Source organism: Achromobacter sp. 18P8.1.1 (assembly GCF_057799415.1).
This window is the reverse complement of the sequence record NZ_JBYOKH010000013.1, coordinates 1-17,815: the sequence shown is the minus strand read 5'-3', so window position 1 is coordinate 17,815 and position 17,815 is coordinate 1. Positions and strand designations below refer to the sequence as shown.

Genomic DNA, 17,815 nt, shown 5'->3' with positions numbered 1-17,815 from the left:
TTGCCGCCTCACTCGCATAGAGCCAGTCAAGAGGAGTTTGTTCCCATGAAGATCCGCTACACCGTTGCCGCGTTGACCGTTGCGCTTGCCCCTTATTCTGCGTCGCATGCCCTCGATATCGGCGGCCTGGTGGGCGCTGGCAGCAAGGTTGTGCAAGCTGCCACCCTGAGCGATGCCGAAATCAAGACCTTGTCCGACAAGGCTTGCGCGCAAAGCGACTCGCAGGAAAAAATCGCTGCCCCCGGCAGCAAGTACGACGTCCGTCTGCAGAAGATCGCCAAGTCGCTGGGCGGCACGGTCAATGGCCAGAAGGCCAACTACAAGGTCTACATCACCAAGGACGTCAACGCCTGGGCGATGGCCAACGGCTGCATCCGCGTCTACAGCGGCCTGATGGACATGATGACCGACGACGAAGTGCTGGGCGTGGTCGGCCACGAAATCGGCCACGTGGCGCTGGGCCACAGCAAGAAGGCCATGCAGACGGCCTACACTGTGTCGGCCGCGCGTGACGCCGCGGGTGCCGCTGGTGGCGCGACGGTTGCCGCCCTGAATTCCTCGCAGCTGGGCGACCTGACCGAGAAGTTCATCAATGCGCAATTCTCGCAATCGCAGGAAAGCGCCGCGGATGACTATTCGTTCGACCAGCTGCAGGCCAAGAAGCTCAACACCCGTGGTCTGGTGACGGCATTTCAGAAGCTGGCCGAGCTGGATGGCGGCAAGAGCGATATGATGAGCTCGCACCCGTCCTCGGCCAAGCGCGCTCAGCACATCGAAGATCGCATCGCCAAGGCCAAATAAAGGCGTCGAAAAGACGTTCTCCCTCCCTTTTCGGGCGGAAAACGGGGCGCGAGCATCCGGGCAAATCCGGGGCTCGCGCCCCTTTGCGTCAGGGATCCGGAAGTTTCCGGTAAAATGCCGCGTTTATCCGCCCGTAATCTCATCTCTCGGAAAATAGGTCTTTTAATGCAGCCTGTGGTTGAAACCCTCTCCGGCCTGGAGCGCCGTGTTGATCTGGCCGTCTCGGTGGCCGACGTCGAAAAGGAAGTCCAGGCGCAATTGAAGCGCGTGGCTCGCACCGCCAAGGTCCCCGGCTTCCGCCCGGGTAAAGCTCCGCTCGCCATGCTCGAGCGCAGCCATGGCCCCAGCATCCGCTACGACGTGATCAATAGCCAAGTTGGCCGTGCGTTCGAACAAGCCATCGACGGCGCCAAGCTGCGCGTCGCTGGTGCCCCGAACCTGGAACCCAAGACTGAAGGCGTCACCGACGACACGCTGGCGTTCACCGCCACGTTCGAGGTCTACCCCGAAGTCGTCGTGCCGGACCTGTCGTCCCTGGCCGTCACCCGTTTTGACACCGCCGTCACCGACGCCGAAGTCCAACAGACCCTGGACGTCCTGCGCAAGCAGCGCGCCACGTTCGAAGCCCGTGAAGGCCGCGCCTCGCAAGACGGCGACCGCGTCACGCTGGACTTCGCCGGCACCATCGACGGCGTGCCGTTCGAAGGTGGCAAGGCCGAAGACTTCCCGTTCGTGCTCGGCCAAGGCCGCATGCTGCCGGAATTCGAAGAAGCCGCCCGCGGCCTGAAGGCTGGCGAAACCAAGGTCTTCGAACTGAAGTTCCCTGACGACTACCAAGGCGTGGAAGTCGCCGGCAAGACCGCCGAATTCACCATCACCGTCAAGGAAGTGGCTGAAGGCGTCCTGCCCGAACTGAACGGCGAATTCGCCAAGTCGCTCGGCCAGGCCGAAGGCGACATCGAAAAGCTGAAGGCCGACATCCGCAGCAACATCGAGCGCGAAGTCAAGGTCCGTTCGGCTGGCCGTACCAAGTCCAGCGTCATGGACGCCCTGGTCGAAGCCGGCAAGTTCGATGTGCCGAAGTCGCTGATCGACAACGACGTGCAAGGCCGTGTTGCCGCTGCCCGCGAAGAGCTCAAGCAGCGCGGCATCCCGAACGCCGAGTCCGTGCCGATCCCGGCTGAAGCCTTCTCGACCGAATCCGAACGCCGCGTCCGTCTGGGCCTGCTGGTGTCGGAACTGGTCAAGCAAGCCCAGCTGCAAGCCAAGCCCGAGCAAGTTCGCGCGCGCATTGAAGAATTCGCCGAGAACTACGAACAACCCGCTCAGGTTGTCAGCTATTACCTGGCTGACCGCCAGCGTCGTGCTGAAATCGAGGCTATCGTGCTGGAAGACAACGTTGTCGCGCACGTGCTGGAAAAGGCCAAGGTCACCGAAGAAAAGGTGCCTTTCGATCAGTTGATGGGGATGGCGTAACACTATGCAGAGATTCACCGATTTCTATGCGGCAATGAATGGCGGGTCTTCGGTGACCCCCACCGGCCTGGGCTACATTCCCATGGTTATCGAGCAGTCGGGGCGCGGCGAGCGCGCCTACGACATCTATTCGCGTCTGCTCCGCGAACGGCTCATTTTCCTGGTGGGTCCGGTCAATGACGCAACGGCCAACCTGGTTGTGGCGCAGTTGCTGTTCCTGGAATCGGAGAATCCTGACAAGGACATTTCCCTGTACATCAACTCGCCCGGCGGGTCGGTGTATGCGGGAATGGCCATTTTTGACACCATGCAGTTCATCAAGCCGGACGTATCGACCCTGTGCACCGGCCTGGCGGCCAGCATGGGCGCGTTCCTCCTGGCGGCTGGCAAGAAGGGCAAGCGTTTCACGCTGCCCAACTCGCGGATCATGATCCATCAGCCGTCGGGCGGCGCCCAGGGCCAAGCGTCCGACATCCAGATCCAGGCTCGCGAGATCCTGGACCTGCGTGAACGCCTGAACCGGATCCTGGCCGAGAACACCGGCCAGTCGATGGAGCGTATCGGCCTGGACACGGAACGTGACAACTTCATGTCCGCCGAAGATGCGGTATCGTATGGACTGGTGGACAAGGTGATGACCTCCCGTTCGGAAGGCTGACTTCCCGGTTGATCCAAACCCGCTGCCATCAAGTTTGAGTAAGCGCATGCGCTGGACCCTTTATCCGGTCTGGCGCATCTTTACCTGAGATACGAAACAAATATGCCTGAAAAAAAGGGATCGGCAGACGCAAAAGTGCTGCATTGCTCGTTTTGCAATAAAAGCCAGCATGAAGTCCGCAAGCTGATCGCGGGTCCGTCGGTGTTCATCTGCGATGAATGCATAGACCTGTGCAACGACATCATCCGCGAGGAAGCGCAAGCGACCGCGCGCGCGGCGATTCGTTCCGAACTGCCTACTCCGGCCGAAATCAAGACCTTCCTGGATCAGTACGTGATTGGGCAGAACTCGCCCAAGCGCATGCTGGCCGTAGCGGTCTACAACCATTACAAGCGCATTCGTCACGGCGAGATCAAGGGTGACGAAGTCGAGCTCTCCAAGAGCAACATCATGCTGATCGGCCCCACCGGGTCGGGCAAGACGCTCCTGGCGCAGACGCTGGCGCGCATGCTGAATGTGCCTTTCGTCATGGCTGACGCCACCACGCTGACCGAAGCCGGTTACGTGGGCGAAGACGTCGAGAACATCATTCAGAAGTTGCTGCAGAACTGCAACTACGAAGTCGAGAAGGCGCAACGCGCCATTATCTACATCGACGAAATCGACAAGATTTCCCGCAAGTCCGACAACCCGTCCATCACCCGCGACGTCTCGGGCGAGGGCGTGCAGCAGGCCTTGCTCAAGCTGATCGAAGGCACGGTTGCCTCGGTGCCCCCGCAGGGCGGCCGCAAGCACCCCAACCAGGACTTCGTCCAGGTCGACACGACGAACATCCTGTTCATCGTCGGCGGCGCTTTCGACGGGCTGGAAAAGGTCATCCGCGATCGCACCGAGAAATCGGGCATCGGTTTCTCGGCGTCCGTACGCGCCAAGTCGGAACGCGGCGTGGGCGAACTGTTCTCGGAAGTCGAACCCGAAGATCTGATCAAGTTCGGCCTGATCCCTGAACTGGTTGGCCGCCTGCCTGTCGTCGCCACGCTGGACGAGCTGGACGAAGCGGCCCTGGTGCAGATCCTGACCGAGCCCAAGAACGCCTTGCTCAAGCAATTCCAGAAGCTGTTCGCGATGGAAGGCGCCGAGCTGGACCTGCGGCCAGCCGCATTGAAGGCCATTGCCCGTAAGGCGCTCAAGCGCAAGACCGGCGCCCGTGGCCTGCGCTCGATCATCGAGCAGACGCTGCTGGACACCATGTACGAGTTGCCGTCCCAAGGCAACGTCAAGCGTGTCGTGGTGGACGAGAACGCCATTGAAGGTGAAGGCAAGCCCCTGCTGATCTACGCCGACGAAGCCGGCGAAACGGAAAAGCCGGACCGCGGAGAAGTCCGCGACGCCGCAGCCTGATATTTCAACAAAACCCGTTCCTGTAACGGGTTTTTTTCCTTCCTGGCGGCCCGCAGGGGCATTTTTTTTTGCCTTTTGTTTATCGGACCGCCGGGATCTTGAATTTTCGGCTATTGTTCCCATAACAGACGTAACTGACGTGGATAGCTCGGGGTATACCCGGGCCTCCTGTCCCCGATACGCCGAGTCATACCGAGGAACCTCCTATGTCTGCCAGCCAGACCCTGCCTTCCGACCCGATCGACCTGCCCCTGCTCCCACTTCGCGATGTCGTGGTGTTCCCGCACATGGTCATCCCGCTGTTCGTCGGCCGTCCGCGCTCTATTCGCGCGCTCGAGGTTGCGATGGAAGCGGGCAAAAGCATCATGCTCGTGGCCCAAAAGTCCGCCGGCAAAGATGACCCCACCCCCGAAGACGTCTACGAGATTGGTTGCGTAGCCGGCATCCTGCAAATGCTCAAGCTGCCCGACGGCACCGTCAAGGTGCTGGTCGAAGGTACCCAGCGTGCCCGCATCAACAGCATTGAAGACGCCGATTCGCACTTCACCTGCCAGGTGACGCCGATCGAGCCGGACGCCATGCAAGGCTCCGAGACCGAGGCGTTGCGCCGCGCGATCGTTGCCCAGTTCGAACAATACGTAAAGCTCAACAAGAAGATCCCCCCGGAGATCCTGACCTCGTTGGCTGGCATCGATGATGCCGGTCGCCTGGCCGACACGATCGCCGCGCATCTTCCGCTGAAGCTCGAGCAGAAACAGAAGATGCTCGAGATCGTCGGCACGTCCGAGCGCCTTGAAGGTCTGCTTACCCAGCTCGAAACCGAAATCGACATCCTCCAGGTCGAGAAGCGGATTCGCGGCCGCGTGAAGAAGCAGATGGAAAAGAGCCAGCGCGACTACTACCTGAATGAGCAGGTCAAGGCCATTCAGAAGGAGTTGGGCGAAGGCGAAGAGGGCGCGGACATCGAAGAGCTTGAAAAGAAGATCATCGCTGCCCACATGCCCAAAGAGGCGCGCAAGAAGGCCGATGCCGAGCTCAAGAAGCTCAAGCTCATGTCGCCCATGTCGGCCGAAGCCACCGTGGTGCGCAACTACATCGATACGCTCATCAACCTCCCCTGGAGGAAGAAGAGCAAGATCAACAACTCGATCGCCAATGCCGAGACGGTGCTGGACAACGACCACTACGGTCTGGAAAAGGTCAAGGAACGCATCCTCGAGTATCTTGCCGTGCAACAGCGCGTGGACAAGGTGAAGGCCCCGATCCTGTGCCTGGTTGGACCTCCGGGCGTGGGTAAGACCTCCCTGGGCCAATCCATCGCCAAGGCGACGAACCGCAAGTTCGTGCGCATGGCCTTGGGCGGCGTTCGCGACGAGGCCGAGATTCGTGGCCACCGCCGGACGTACATCGGCTCCATGCCGGGCAAGATCGTTCAGAACATGTCGAAGGTCGGCGTGCGCAATCCGCTGTTCCTGCTTGATGAAATCGACAAGCTGGGCATGGATTTCCGTGGCGACCCCTCGTCGGCGCTGCTCGAAGTGCTGGATCCGGAACAGAACCACACGTTCCAGGACCACTACATCGAAGTCGACTTCGACCTGTCGGACGTCATGTTCGTGGCCACCAGCAACACGCTGAACATTCCGCCGGCGCTGCTCGACCGTATGGAAGTGATCCGCCTGTCCGGTTACACGGAAGAGGAAAAGATCCATATCGGCCGCGACCATCTGCTGCCCAAGCTGATGAAGAACAACGGCGTGAAGGACAGCGAGCTGACGGTGGACGATTCCGCGCTGCGCGACATCGTGCGCTACTACACCCGCGAAGCCGGTGTGCGTGCGCTCGAACGCGAAGTGGGCAAGATCTGCCGCAAGGTCATCAAGCAATTGCTGACCCAGACCGATCGCGCCAAGGCCGAAGGCAAGACCTTTGAGGTCAAGCCGGTCAATGTCACGGGTGAAAACCTGAGCGACTACCTGGGCGTGCGCCGCTACACCTTCGGCATGGCCGAAAAGGAAAACCAGATCGGTCAGGTGACCGGCCTGGCGTGGACGGAAGTCGGTGGCGACCTGCTGACGATCGAAGTCGCGGACATGCCCGGCAAGGGCGTCATCCAGCGCACGGGTTCGCTCGGCGATGTGATGAAGGAGTCGGTCGAGGCGGCTCGTACGGTGGTGCGCTCGCGTGCCCGCCGTCTGGGGTTTGCTGACAGCGTCTTCGAGAAGCACGACATGCACGTGCACGTGCCGGAAGGCGCGACCCCCAAGGACGGTCCGTCCGCGGGTATCGCGATCACGACCGCCATGGTTTCGGCTTTGTCGCGCATCCCGGTGCGTGCCGATGTTGCCATGACCGGCGAGATCACGCTGCGCGGCGAAGTGCTGCCGATCGGCGGCCTGAAGGAAAAGCTGCTGGCTGCGCACCGCGGCGGCATCAAGACGGTCTTGATCCCGGAAGAAAACGTCAAGGACTTGGCGGAGATCCCGGACAACGTCAAGAACCACCTTGAGATCGTGCCGGTCCGTTGGATCGACAAGGTGCTGGAACTGGCCCTGGAACGCCTGCCTGAGCCGCTGGCTGAGGAAGAAGCGGTAAAGGAGCCCCTGGTGGCCAAGCCGGCTGAGCCGGGTTCGACCGATCCGGTGCTCAAGCACTGATCACGACCCCAAGGGCGCCTTCGAAAGAGGGCGCCCAATGAAAAACCCCGCTGCGGCGGGGTTTTTCTTTTGCGCCAAGGGCGCGTTGGCGCCAGAGGCTTTGAAGAAGATCGCGGGCTAGTGCAGCGCGTGCGTGCGGATCAGGCCAACCGCAATGCCTTCCAGTGCGAATTCCTGGTCGGCTTCCACCACGATGGTCTGGAAGTCCGGGTTTTCGGGCAGAAGCTCGATATGCCCGTTGGTGCGCTGCAGGCGCTTGACGGTGACGTCGTCGCCCAGGCGGGCCACGACGATCTGGCCGTTGCGGGCTTCAGAGGCCTTCTTCACGGCCAGCAGATCCCCTTCGAGGATGCCGGCGTCACGCATGCTCATGCCGCGCACCTTCAACAGGTAGTCGGGCGCTTGCGCGAACAGGTGGGGGTCGACGCCCACTTCGCGTTCGACGTGTTCAGCGGCAAGAATGGGGCTGCCGGCGGCGACGCGGCCCACCAGCGGCAGCAGCAGCTGCGCCAGCGAGGGTATGGGCAGGGAAGCCTGCGAAGAGGCGGAGGCGCCGTCCTTCAGGCGGATGCCCCGCGAGGCGCCGGCGGTAAGCTCGATGGCGCCCTTGCGGGCCAATGCCTTGAGATGGTCTTCCGCCGCGTTGGGCGAACGGAAACCCAGGGCCTGGGCGATTTCGGCACGCGTCGGCGGGAAGCCGGTGCGCGTGACGGTTTGCCGGATGAGGTCCAGGATTTGTTGCTGGCGATCTGTAAGTTTGCTGGCCATGGCGATGATCCGGTGCGAGCGGACTGTACATATATACAGCGCCATTCTGGGGGACGTAGCGCAAAAAAGCAAGCCAGTCCAGGGCCCCTTTAGCAAAACGGAGCCCGAAGGCTCCGCTTTTTCAGCAATCAGGCCAGATGGCCCAAGCTCTGGGTTACAGCACGGCGGCGATGCCGGCGGCAACCTTGTCGATGTTGCCGCTGTTCAGGGCGGCGACGCAGATGCGGCCGCTGGAAACGGCGTAGACGCCGTGCTCTTCACGCAGGCGATCCACTTGCGCGGCGGTCAGGCCCGAATAAGAGAACATGCCGCGTTGCTGCAGGACGAAGCTGAAGTCCTGCTTGCCGCCGTGTTCCTTGATCTTCTCGACCAGTTGCTTGCGCATCAGGCGGATGCGGTCGCGCATGCCGGCCAGTTCTTCTTCCCACATGGCGAAGAGTTCCGGCGTGTTCAGCACCGTCGACACCACCGTGCCGCCATGGGTGGGCGGGTTGGAGTAGTTGGTGCGGATGACGCGCTTCAGCTGGCTCAGCACGCGGGTGGCTTCTTCCTTGCTGCCAGCCACGACCGTCAGTGCGCCCACGCGTTCGCCGTACAGCGAGAACGACTTCGAGAACGACGAGCTGATGAACATGGTCATGTCCAGGTCGGCGAACAGGCGCACGACCGAGGCATCTTCCGTCAAGCCTTCGCCAAAGCCCTGGTAGGCGATGTCGAGGAACGGGACCAGATTGTTTTCCTTCACGACGGCGGCGATCTGCTTCCACTGGTCGGCGGTGGGGTCCACGCCGGTCGGGTTATGGCAGCACGCGTGCAGCACGACGACGGTCTTGGCCGGTGCGGCCTTCAGGTCCGCCAGCATGGCGTCGAAATTCAGGCCGCGGGTGCCGGCGTCGTAGTACGAGTAGGTGCCGACTTCGAAGCCGGCGCGCTCGAACAGGGCACGGTGGTTTTCCCAGCTGGGGTTGCTGATCAGGACCTTGGAGGTCGGCAGCAACTGGCGCAGGAAGTCGGCGCCGATCTTCAGCGCGCCCGTGCCGCCCAGAGCCTGGGTGGTCAGAACGCGGCCGGCGGCGGCCAACGGGGATTCTTTGCCCAGCAGCAGCGCTTGAGCGCCCTGGTTGTAGCCGGCGATGCCTTCGATCGGCAGGTAGCCGCGTGCGGCGGCGGCCTCGATGCGGGCGGTTTCGGCTTTGCGTACGGCGCCCAGCAGGGGGATCCGTCCCTGATCGTCGTAGTACACGCCCACGCCCAGGTTGACTTTACCGGGACGCGTATCCGCGTTGAATTGTTCGTTCAGACCAAGAATGGGGTCGCGCGGCGCGAGTTCGACGGAATCGAAAAGGTTGCTCATGGGACTCTGATGAGGATGGGTGGACGCAGTACGGTGTGCTGTGGATAATGGGGGGTTTACCCTGGAACAGTCTAGCATGCCCAAGAGCCCAATAGACCCGAGCAGCGCGGGAGATCTGAATGATGATCTCGCTGCGGATCTGACGGCGGCGTCGGCATCGGCTGCGTCCGTGCCGGGGCTGGAAGTGAAGCCCGGATTCGTCGAGTATCCGGACAGCCCGTTTCAGCTTTATCAGCCTTATCCTCCTGCAGGCGACCAGCCCGCGGCCATCGACGGCCTGACGCAGGGGGTCGAAGATGGCCTCATGTTCCAGACGTTGCTGGGCGTGACGGGATCGGGCAAGACCTACACCATGGCCAACGTGATCGCCCGGATGGGGCGGCCCGCATTGGTACTGGCCCCCAATAAGACGCTGGCGGCGCAGCTTTACGCTGAAATGCGGGAGTTCTTCCCCAAGAACGCCGTCGAGTATTTCGTCTCTTACTACGATTACTACCAGCCCGAGGCCTACGTGCCCACGCGCGACCTGTTCATTGAAAAGGATTCGTCCATCAATGAACACATCGAGCAGATGCGGTTGTCGGCCACCAAGAGCCTCTTGGAGCGTCGGGACACAATCATCGTGGGCACGGTGTCGTGCATCTACGGTATTGGTAACCCGGGCGACTATCACGCGATGGTCCTGATCCTGCGCAGCGGGGACCAGATTTCCCGCCGCGAGATCCTGGCCCGCCTGGTGGCGATGCAATACACGCGCAACGACGCGGAATTCACCCGGGGCGTCTTCCGGGTGCGTGGCGAGACCATTGACATCTTTCCGGCGGAAAGCGCCGAACTCGCGCTGCGCCTGACGCTGTTCGACGACGAGATCGAAAGCCTGGAGCTCTTCGACCCGCTGACCGGCCGCATCCGCCAGAAGTTGCCGCGGTTCACCGTCTACCCCGGCTCGCACTATGTGACCCCGCGCGACACCGTCCTGCGCGCCATCGAGACCATCAAGGAAGAACTGCGCGAACGCGTCAAGCGCTTCGTCGACGACGGTCATCTGGTTGAGGCGCAACGGCTGGAGCAACGCACCCGGTTCGACCTGGAGATGCTGCAGGAGCTGGGTTTCTGCAAGGGCATCGAAAACTACTCGCGGCACCTGTCCGGCGCGGCGCCGGGGGATCCTCCGCCCACGCTGATCGATTACCTGCCGTCGGACGCGTTGATGTTCATCGACGAAAGCCACGTCACCATCGGGCAGCTGAGCGGCATGTACCGCGGCGACCGCTCGCGCAAGGAAACCCTGGTGCAGTACGGCTTTCGCCTGCCATCGGCGCTGGATAACCGGCCGCTCAAGCTCGAGGAGTTCGAAACGCGGATGCGCCAGTGCGTTTTCGTGTCGGCCACGCCGGCCGCCTACGAGAAAGAGCACGCGGACAACGTGGTCGAGCAGGTGGTGCGGCCCACGGGGCTCGTCGATCCCTTGGTTGAGGTGTTGCCGGCCCGCACCCAGGTGGACGACCTGCTGGGCCAGATCAAGGCGCGCGTGTCGCTGGGCGAGCGTGTGCTGGTCACTACCCTGACCAAGCGCATGGCGGAAGACCTGACGGACTTCCTGAGCGAGCACGGGGTGAAGGTGCGCTATCTGCACTCCGACATCGACACGGTGGAACGCGTGGAAATCCTGCGCGACCTGCGCCTGGGCACGTTCGACGTGCTGGTGGGGATCAACCTGCTGCGTGAAGGGCTGGACATCCCCGAAGTGTCGCTGGTGGCCATCCTGGATGCGGACAAGGAAGGTTTCCTGCGTTCCGAGCGCAGCCTGATCCAGACCATTGGCCGCGCGGCGCGCAATCTGAACGGCCACGCCATCCTGTACGCCGACCGCATTACGGATTCGATGCAGCGCGCAATGGAGGAAACCAGCCGTCGCCGCGCCAAGCAGTTGCAATTCAACATCGACAACGGCATTACGGCCCGCGGGGTGCAGAAGGCGGTGCGCGAACTGATCGACGGTATCGTCGCCCCGGTTCAGCACGATGCGCTGGAAGCCGCCGTGCCGGCGGAATTCCTGAAGGACGAAAAGGCCCTGGCGCGCGAACTCAAGCGCCTGGAAAAGCTGATGATGGACCATGCCCGGAACCTGGAGTTCGAGCAGGCCGCTGCCGCCCGCGATGCCTTGACGGCCTTGAAGCAACGGGTGCTCCTGGATGGGGCGGTGTAGCAAAGCACGTATCAAAACGTGTCTGTTTGCTGACGCCTTCCTGAAAATGTGTAAAACCCGCAATGTTGCAATTGCGGCTTCACAATCTTCGTGAATCCCCGGGATCCGAGCCTGTTTCCTGCGACTGAATATCCGCTTAACTCATTGATTTCAATGACAATAGTCCGGATATTCGGCAGCCCTTATCCAATCGGATAATTGCAAAAAAAGCTTGCCTTATCTCGGGTTTTCCCGCACACTTACTTCCATGATGACCAAGGTACTTTTCGTTTGCATGGGCAATATCTGTCGCTCGCCGAGCGCAGAGGGCGTGTTTCGCCATTTGGTGAACGACGCGGGTTTGGGCGATGTTGTTCGCATCGACTCCGCGGGCACGCACGCGTTTCATATCGGCGAGGCGCCTGATGCCCGGGCGCAGGCTGCGGCGCGTAAGCGCGGCTACGAGATCACGCACTGTGAGGCGCGTCAGGTCACCGCGGAAGATTTCCGCGACTTTGATCTTATCCTCGCCATGGACTGGGACAATCTGTCCGCCATGCAGCAGCAGTGCCCCAAAACCTATCAGCACAAATTGATGCTGCTGATGCGCTTTGCCAATGAGTTCGAGGAGGCCACCGTGCCTGACCCGTACTATGGCGGTGCCGATGGTTTCGGCAAGGTGCTCGATTATCTGGAAGACGCCTGTCAGGGTGTTCTTGAACTGGTCCGTAAGCGCGCTACCCAGTACCAGGCGGCGTGACCGTCTAGGCCGTAGAGCCGCCCACTGAGCGGCTCTCGGCGTACTTGGCAGTGAAAAAACCGCGCACATGCGCGGTTTTTTCTAGCCGGGAGCCATACCAAATTAGTCGGGAATAGGCTATACTTGAGCCAATTACTCGGGTATTGACCGCTAGATTCGCTGGCGGCCATTGCCGAATCACAGGGAACCCACCATGCGGCTAACTACCAAAGGGCGTTTCGCCGTGACTGCCATGATCGATCTGGCTATGCGGCAGCATAGCGGCCCGGTCACTCTTGCGGCCATCAGCCAGCGTCAGAATATTTCGCTTTCCTATCTGGAACAGCTGTTCGGGAAACTGCGTCGCCACGAACTCGTGGATAGCGTACGCGGCCCGGGCGGCGGTTATTCGCTTGCACGCCTTGCGCGCAACGTGACCGTTGCCGACATCATCTTCGCGGTCGATGAGCCGCTGGACGCCACGAGCTGTGGCGGCAAACGGGACTGTACGAGCGGCAACGACGGCAAGCCGGGCAAGTGCATGACGCACGAGCTCTGGGCCACGTTGAATCGCAAGATGGTCGATTACCTGGATTCGGTGTCCCTGCAAGATCTGGTTGATCAGCAGCGCGTGCGCCAATTGCAGGAAGCCAACAATCAAGCGCAGGCCTGCGCGGTACGTGTGAATCGGGTAGGGGGCACGAACGCCGCCGCCAACGCCCCGACCACGACCGTCGCCGCCAATGCCACCGTATAAGCAGTATCAGGAGTTGTAGATATGACCACCCGCCCGATTTATTTTGACTATTCGGCCACGACGCCCGTTGACCCCCGCGTCGTGGACAAGATGGTGCCTTGGCTGTACGAGAACTTCGGCAACCCGGCATCGCGCAGCCACTCGTTCGGCTGGGATTCCGAAGAAGCCGTTGAGCGCGCCCGCGAAGAAGTTGCCAAGCTGGTCAACGCCGACCCGCGCGAGATCGTCTGGACCTCTGGCGCCACCGAATCCGACAACCTGGCCATCAAGGGCGCCGCGAACTTCTACGCGGAACGCGGCAAGCACATCATCACCGTCAAGACCGAACACAAGGCGGTACTGGATACCTGTCGCGAGCTCGAACGCCAAGGCTTCGACGTCACGTATCTGAATGTGAAAGACGATGGCCTGATCGACCTGGATACCTTCAAGGCCGCGCTGCGCCCCGATACCGTGCTGGTGTCGGTGATGATGGTGAACAACGAGATCGGCGTGGTCCAGGATATCGAGACGCTGGGCGAGATCTGCCGTGAAAAGGGCATCATCTTCCACGTGGACGCCGCTCAGGCGACGGGCAAGGTGGAAATCGACCTGCAAAAGCTGAAGGTCGACCTGATGTCGTTCTCGGCGCACAAGACCTATGGCCCCAAGGGCATCGGCGCGCTGTATGTTCGCCGCAAGCCGCGCATCCGCATCGAAGCGCAAATGCACGGCGGCGGCCACGAGCGCGGTTTCCGCTCGGGCACGCTGGCCACGCACCAGATCGTCGGCATGGGCGAAGCGTTCCGCCTGGCCCGTGAAGAAATGGGCACCGAGAACGAGCGCATCCGCATGTTGCGCGATCGTCTCTGGAATGGCCTGTCGCAAATCGAAGAGGTCTACCTCAACGGCGACATGGACCAGCGCGTTCCGCACAACCTGAATGTCAGCTTCAACTATGTCGAAGGCGAGTCCCTGATCATGGCGATCAAGGAACTGGCCGTGTCCAGCGGTTCGGCCTGCACCTCGGCCAGCCTGGAGCCGTCCTACGTGCTGCGCGCGCTGGGCCGCAACGACGAGTTGGCGCACAGCTCTATTCGTTTCACCCTGGGCCGCTTCACGACCGAAAAGGAAGTGGACTTCGCCATTGAATTGCTCAAGAGCCGCGTGGGCAAGCTGCGCGACATGTCGCCGCTTTGGGAAATGGCCAAGGAAGGCGTTGACTTGAACACCGTGCAGTGGGCCGCGCACTAAGCGCCCGCGCCAAGAAATACGTGGAGAAATAACATGTCTTACAGCACCAAAGTTCTGGATCACTACGAAAACCCGCGCAACGTCGGTTCGTTCGACAAGTCGGACGAGTCGGTCGGTACCGGCATGGTCGGCGCACCCGCCTGTGGCGACGTCATGAAGCTGCAGATCAAGGTGAATGAAGCCGGCGTGATCGAAGACGCGCGCTTCAAGACCTACGGCTGCGGTTCGGCCATCGCTTCCAGCTCGCTCGTGACCGAATGGGTCAAGGGCAAGACGCTGGACCAGGCGATGAACATCCGCAACACGCAGATCGCTGAAGAACTGGCATTGCCGCCGGTGAAAGTTCACTGTTCCATCCTGGCCGAAGACGCGATCAAGGCCGCGGTGCAGAACTACAAAGAAAAGCACTCGGTTCCGGCCGAAGCGGTGGCAGGCTGATCATGTCCGTTACCCTGACCCAACAGGCTGCCACCCATATCGGGCGCTACTTGCAGAAGCGCGGAAAGGGTATTGGCTTGCGGCTCGGCGTTAGGACGACGGGCTGCTCCGGCATGGCCTACAAGTTGGAATACGTGGACGACTCGGCGCCGGAAGACGCCGTGTTCGAAAGCTTCGGCGTGAAGGTCTTCATTGACCCGAAGAGCCTGGCTTACCTGGATGGCACCGAGCTGGACTATGCCCGCGAAGGCCTGAACGAAGGTTTCAAGTTCCGCAACCCCAACGAAAAGGCGACCTGCGGCTGCGGCGAGTCGTTCACGGTGTAAGTCTTGGCTGGAGACGACCACTTCAGCCTGTTCGGCTTGCCGGCACGCTTTGACCTGGACGCGCAAGCGTTGGAGTCCGCGTGGCGTGCTGTCGCCGCGCAAGTGCATCCCGACCGTTATGCTACGGCCAGCCCCGCGGAGCGCCGCGTGGCCATGCAGTGGGCGGCGCGCGCGAACGAGGCGTACCGCGTGCTGCGGGATCCCTTGCTGCGCGCACGTTACCTGTGTGAGCAGGCAGGCATTGATCTGCAGACCGAAAGCAATACGTCCATGGACACGGCTTTCCTGATGCAGCAGATGACCTGGCGCGAGATGCTGGACGATGCGCGCGACGACGCCGATGCCCTGGCCGCCTTGCAGACGGAGTTGGAAGCGGCGCGCACTGCGATGCGCGCCACGCTGACGCGTCTGCTGGACAACGAGCGCGACTACGCGACTGCCGGGCTGAAGATCCGGGAATGGATGTTCGTGGAAAAGCTGGCGGAAGAGCTGGCGCACGCGCAGCCCGCCGGATAGTCCAAGCCGCGTTGGGGCGCCTGAAGCAGGCGCCCGGATTTCGCCGCCTACTGAGCAGAAAAATACAATCATGGCTTTATTGCAGATATCCGAGCCCGGCGAGTCGCCCGCGCCGCACCAGCGCAAGCTGGCGGTGGGGATCGATCTGGGCACTACCAATTCTCTGGTCGCGGCCGTGCGCAGCAGCGTCGCCGAAGTGCTGCCTGATGCAGAAGGCCATGCCTTGCTGCCTTCGGCCGTGCGCTATTTCCCGGGTGGCAAAGTCACCACCGGCCGCGAGCCGCTGGCTCAGCAGGCCGAAGACCCGTTGAATACCGTCGTGTCCGTGAAGCGCTTCATGGGCCGTTCGCTGGAAGAGGCGCGCGCCACGCGTGCGCCGTATGAATTCGTGGACGCGCCCGGCATGGTGCGCATCCGCACGGCGCAGGGCGACCTGAGCCCGGTCGAGGTGTCGGCACAGATCCTGGCGGTGTTGCGCCAGCGTGCCGAAGACGTCCTGGGCGACGACCTGGTGGGCGCGGTCATCACCGTGCCGGCGTATTTTGACGACGCCCAGCGCCAGGCCACGCGCGACGCCGCCCGACTGGCCGGCCTGAATGTCTTGCGCCTGCTGAATGAACCCACGGCCGCGGCGATCGCCTATGGCCTGGACCACGCCTCGGAAGGCGTGTATGCCGTGTACGACCTGGGCGGCGGCACCTTCGATATTTCCATTTTGCGCCTGACCCAAGGCGTGTTCGAAGTGATCTCCACCGGCGGCGATACGGCGTTGGGCGGCGACGACTTCGACGCCTTGATTGCCGACCACGCCGTGGCCAAGCTTGCCGCTGGCGAGTTCTCGCCGGCCGACCGACGCGGGCTGTTGATGGCGGCGCGGGCTGCGCGCGAAGCGTTGTCCGATGCCGAATCCGCCGACCTGAAGTTGACGCTGGCGGACGGGCGCGACGTCGACGTCGTGCTGACGCGCGCGGAATTCGAGGCACTGGCGCAACCGCTGGTAGAGCGTACGCTGGATTGCGCGCGCCGCGCGCTGCGCGATGCGTCGTTGAAGGCGGTCGATGTGCGCGGTGTGGTGATGGTGGGTGGCGCAACGCGCATGCCCGTCGTGCGCGCCGCCGTTGGCCGTGTATTCGGCACGGAACCGTTGACCGATCTGGACCCGGATCAGGTGGTGGCGCTGGGCGCCGCCTTGCAGGCCAACCTGCTGGCAGGCAATCGCGCGCCGGGCGAAGACTGGCTGCTGCTGGATGTGATTCCGCTGTCGCTGGGGCTGGAAACCATGGGTGGGCTGGTCGAGCGCGTGATTCCGCGCAACAGCACCATTCCTGTCGCCCGCGCCCAGGAATTCACGACGTTCAAGGATGGCCAGACGGCCATGAGCATCCATGTGGTGCAGGGCGAGCGCGACCTGGTGGCGGATTCGCGTTCGCTGGCCCGGTTCGAGCTGCGTGGCATCCCCCCGATGGTGGCGGGCGCCGCGCGCATTCGTGTGACCTTCCAGGTGGATGCGGATGGCCTGCTGAGCGTGACTGCCCGCGAACAAAGCACGGGCGTCGAGGCCGCCGTGTCGGTCAAGCCGTCGTACGGGCTGACCGACGACGAGATTGCGCAGATGCTGGCCGACAGCGTGGCGCAGGCCGATACGGACGCACGCGCCCGCATGCTGCGCGAGCAGCAAGTGGATGCGCGCCAGTTGGTGGAATCCGTGCAGGCGGCCCTGGCCGTCGACGGTGACCTGCTGGACGCGGAAGAACGCAAGCATGTTGACGAATGCCTGCAGGCCGCCATTGCCGCGCAGTCCGCGCAGGACGTGGACACGGTGAAAGACGCGGTGCAAGCGCTGTCGGCTGCGACCGACGACTTTGCCGCGCGGCGGATGGACCGCAGCATCCGTGCCGCACTGGCGGGCCGCAAACTTGATGAGATCGCCTGATTAGACGTATGCCGAAACTGACTGTATTGCCTCATCCCGATTACTGCCCCGAGGGCGCCGTGATCGAAGACGCGCCCAAGGGCGTGTCGATCTGCCGTGTCCTGCTGGACAACCACATCGACATCGAACACGCATGCGAGCTGTCGTGCGCGTGCACGACCTGTCACGTGGTGATCAAGCAAGGTTATTCCGCGCTGGAAGACGCGACGGACGACGAAGAGGACTTGCTGGACAAGGCCTGGGGCCTGACCCCGACGTCGCGCCTGTCGTGCCAGGCGTTGGTGACCGATACCGACCTGACGGTCGAGATTCCCAAGTACACCATCAACCACGCCAAAGAGGGCCATTGATGAAGTGGACCGACACCTACGACATTGCCGCCGCGCTGGTCGACGCGCATCCGGACGTAGACCCCAAGACGCTGCGTTTTACGCAACTGCGCGAATGGGTCATGGCCTTGCCTGAATTCAGCGACGACCCCGCCCATTGCGGCGAGAAGATCCTGGAGGCCATCCAGATGGCCTGGATCGACGAAGCGGACTGACCGACGCCACCGAAGCGCTCCCTCTG

At 62.3% G+C, this 17,815-nt stretch carries 17 protein-coding genes; 15 read left to right on the top strand and 2 right to left on the bottom strand.

Translation table 11 applies throughout. The features are described from left to right. The first annotated feature begins 45 nt into the window (after window positions 1-45). The 5 genes from loiP to lon all read left to right on the top strand — a co-directional run bounded on the left by loiP (window position 46) and on the right by lon (window position 6,993). On the top strand, window positions 46-801 hold the full coding sequence (loiP, locus tag AC27VE_RS10770) for a metalloprotease LoiP (protein WP_183014003.1): 756 nt from the start codon (window positions 46-48) through the stop codon (window positions 799-801). Window positions 802-966: 165 nt separating this feature from the next. Next, a complete protein-coding gene (gene tig, locus AC27VE_RS10765; protein ID WP_488703825.1) occupies window positions 967-2,277 on the top strand; it encodes a trigger factor in 1,311 nt (436 codons plus the stop codon). Window positions 2,278-2,281: 4 nt separating this feature from the next. Then, window positions 2,282-2,935 carry an ATP-dependent Clp endopeptidase proteolytic subunit ClpP gene (gene clpP / locus AC27VE_RS10760; RefSeq protein WP_183014005.1) on the top strand — a complete coding sequence of 218 codons (654 nt, stop codon included), beginning with the start codon at window positions 2,282-2,284 and terminating at the stop codon, window positions 2,933-2,935. A gap of 102 nt (window positions 2,936-3,037) precedes the next feature. Then, a complete protein-coding gene (gene clpX / locus AC27VE_RS10755) occupies window positions 3,038-4,336 on the top strand; it encodes an ATP-dependent Clp protease ATP-binding subunit ClpX (RefSeq protein ID WP_006225306.1) in 1,299 nt (432 codons plus the stop codon). 206 nt (window positions 4,337-4,542) lie between these two features. Beyond that, window positions 4,543-6,993: an endopeptidase La gene (gene lon, locus AC27VE_RS10750; RefSeq protein WP_006225305.1), complete on the top strand. Its 2,451-nt coding sequence runs from the start codon at window positions 4,543-4,545 to the stop codon at window positions 6,991-6,993. A gap of 117 nt (window positions 6,994-7,110) precedes the next feature. On the opposite strand, the gene lexA is transcribed toward lon, so the two are convergent. Beyond that, the gene (gene lexA, locus AC27VE_RS10745) at window positions 7,111-7,761 is read right to left on the bottom strand and encodes a transcriptional repressor LexA (protein WP_088590071.1); all 651 of its coding nucleotides are present in this window, start codon (window positions 7,759-7,761) and stop codon (window positions 7,111-7,113) included. 154 nt (window positions 7,762-7,915) lie between these two features. Continuing rightward, the gene (locus AC27VE_RS10740) at window positions 7,916-9,115 is read right to left on the bottom strand and encodes an amino acid aminotransferase (RefSeq protein WP_488703824.1); all 1,200 of its coding nucleotides are present in this window, start codon (window positions 9,113-9,115) and stop codon (window positions 7,916-7,918) included. 76 nt (window positions 9,116-9,191) lie between these two features. On the opposite strand from AC27VE_RS10740, the gene uvrB reads away from it, so the two are divergent. The 10 genes from uvrB (at window position 9,192) to iscX (ending at window position 17,789) form a co-directional block, all read left to right on the top strand. Next, window positions 9,192-11,324: an excinuclease ABC subunit UvrB gene (gene uvrB, locus AC27VE_RS10735; protein ID WP_006225302.1), complete on the top strand. Its 2,133-nt coding sequence runs from the start codon at window positions 9,192-9,194 to the stop codon at window positions 11,322-11,324. 247 nt (window positions 11,325-11,571) lie between these two features. After that, the gene (locus AC27VE_RS10730) at window positions 11,572-12,063 is read left to right on the top strand and encodes a low molecular weight protein-tyrosine-phosphatase (RefSeq protein WP_006225301.1); all 492 of its coding nucleotides are present in this window, start codon (window positions 11,572-11,574) and stop codon (window positions 12,061-12,063) included. A 193-nt stretch (window positions 12,064-12,256) separates the two neighbouring features. Next, window positions 12,257-12,799: a Fe-S cluster assembly transcriptional regulator IscR gene (gene iscR, locus AC27VE_RS10725; RefSeq protein WP_035213312.1), complete on the top strand. Its 543-nt coding sequence runs from the start codon at window positions 12,257-12,259 to the stop codon at window positions 12,797-12,799. Window positions 12,800-12,820: 21 nt separating this feature from the next. After that, window positions 12,821-14,032 (top strand): IscS subfamily cysteine desulfurase, encoded by a 1,212-nt coding sequence (locus tag AC27VE_RS10720; RefSeq protein ID WP_006225298.1) that lies wholly within the window; start codon window positions 12,821-12,823, stop codon window positions 14,030-14,032. A 33-nt stretch (window positions 14,033-14,065) separates the two neighbouring features. Beyond that, on the top strand, window positions 14,066-14,470 hold the full coding sequence (gene iscU, locus AC27VE_RS10715) for a Fe-S cluster assembly scaffold IscU (protein WP_006225297.1): 405 nt from the start codon (window positions 14,066-14,068) through the stop codon (window positions 14,468-14,470). A 2-nt stretch (window positions 14,471-14,472) separates the two neighbouring features. Next, window positions 14,473-14,796, top strand: coding sequence for an iron-sulfur cluster assembly protein IscA (gene iscA, locus AC27VE_RS10710; protein WP_006225296.1), 324 nt, complete (start codon window positions 14,473-14,475; stop codon window positions 14,794-14,796). A gap of 3 nt (window positions 14,797-14,799) precedes the next feature. Further along, a complete protein-coding gene (gene hscB, locus AC27VE_RS10705) occupies window positions 14,800-15,312 on the top strand; it encodes a Fe-S protein assembly co-chaperone HscB (protein ID WP_006225295.1) in 513 nt (170 codons plus the stop codon). Between the two features lie 70 nt (window positions 15,313-15,382). Beyond that, complete coding sequence (gene hscA, locus AC27VE_RS10700) at window positions 15,383-17,245, top strand: Fe-S protein assembly chaperone HscA (protein WP_488703823.1); 1,863 nt, start codon at window positions 15,383-15,385, stop codon at window positions 17,243-17,245. Between the two features lie 8 nt (window positions 17,246-17,253). Further along, entirely contained in the window at window positions 17,254-17,595 is a 342-nt protein-coding gene (fdx, locus tag AC27VE_RS10695) for an ISC system 2Fe-2S type ferredoxin (RefSeq protein ID WP_006225293.1), read from the top strand. After that, window positions 17,595-17,789: a Fe-S cluster assembly protein IscX gene (gene iscX / locus AC27VE_RS10690; RefSeq protein ID WP_006225292.1), complete on the top strand. Its 195-nt coding sequence runs from the start codon at window positions 17,595-17,597 to the stop codon at window positions 17,787-17,789. Before fdx ends, iscX begins: the two co-directional genes overlap by 1 nt. Window positions 17,790-17,815: the final 26 nt, after the last annotated feature.

Excerpts from the sequence above, each read along its gene's own strand:
- AC27VE_RS10740 (WP_488703824.1), bottom strand. The coding sequence starts at position 9,115 with ATGAGCAACCTTTTCGATTCCGTCGAACTCGCGCCGCGCGACCCCATT.
- fdx (WP_006225293.1), top strand. The coding sequence starts at position 17,254 with ATGCCGAAACTGACTGTATTGCCTCATCCCGATTACTGCCCCGAGGGC.
- iscA (WP_006225296.1), top strand. The coding sequence starts at position 14,473 with ATGTCCGTTACCCTGACCCAACAGGCTGCCACCCATATCGGGCGCTAC.
- iscX (WP_006225292.1), top strand. The coding sequence starts at position 17,595 with ATGAAGTGGACCGACACCTACGACATTGCCGCCGCGCTGGTCGACGCG.
- uvrB (WP_006225302.1), top strand. The coding sequence starts at position 9,192 with ATGCCCAAGAGCCCAATAGACCCGAGCAGCGCGGGAGATCTGAATGAT.
- clpX (WP_006225306.1), top strand. The coding sequence starts at position 3,038 with ATGCCTGAAAAAAAGGGATCGGCAGACGCAAAAGTGCTGCATTGCTCG.
- clpP (WP_183014005.1), top strand. The coding sequence starts at position 2,282 with ATGCAGAGATTCACCGATTTCTATGCGGCAATGAATGGCGGGTCTTCG.
- lon (WP_006225305.1), top strand. The coding sequence starts at position 4,543 with ATGTCTGCCAGCCAGACCCTGCCTTCCGACCCGATCGACCTGCCCCTG.
- AC27VE_RS10720 (WP_006225298.1), top strand. The coding sequence starts at position 12,821 with ATGACCACCCGCCCGATTTATTTTGACTATTCGGCCACGACGCCCGTT.
- AC27VE_RS10730 (WP_006225301.1), top strand. The coding sequence starts at position 11,572 with ATGATGACCAAGGTACTTTTCGTTTGCATGGGCAATATCTGTCGCTCG.
- hscA (WP_488703823.1), top strand. The coding sequence starts at position 15,383 with ATGGCTTTATTGCAGATATCCGAGCCCGGCGAGTCGCCCGCGCCGCAC.
- tig (WP_488703825.1), top strand. The coding sequence starts at position 967 with ATGCAGCCTGTGGTTGAAACCCTCTCCGGCCTGGAGCGCCGTGTTGAT.
- loiP (WP_183014003.1), top strand. The coding sequence starts at position 46 with ATGAAGATCCGCTACACCGTTGCCGCGTTGACCGTTGCGCTTGCCCCT.
- iscU (WP_006225297.1), top strand. The coding sequence starts at position 14,066 with ATGTCTTACAGCACCAAAGTTCTGGATCACTACGAAAACCCGCGCAAC.
- lexA (WP_088590071.1), bottom strand. The coding sequence starts at position 7,761 with ATGGCCAGCAAACTTACAGATCGCCAGCAACAAATCCTGGACCTCATC.
- iscR (WP_035213312.1), top strand. The coding sequence starts at position 12,257 with ATGCGGCTAACTACCAAAGGGCGTTTCGCCGTGACTGCCATGATCGAT.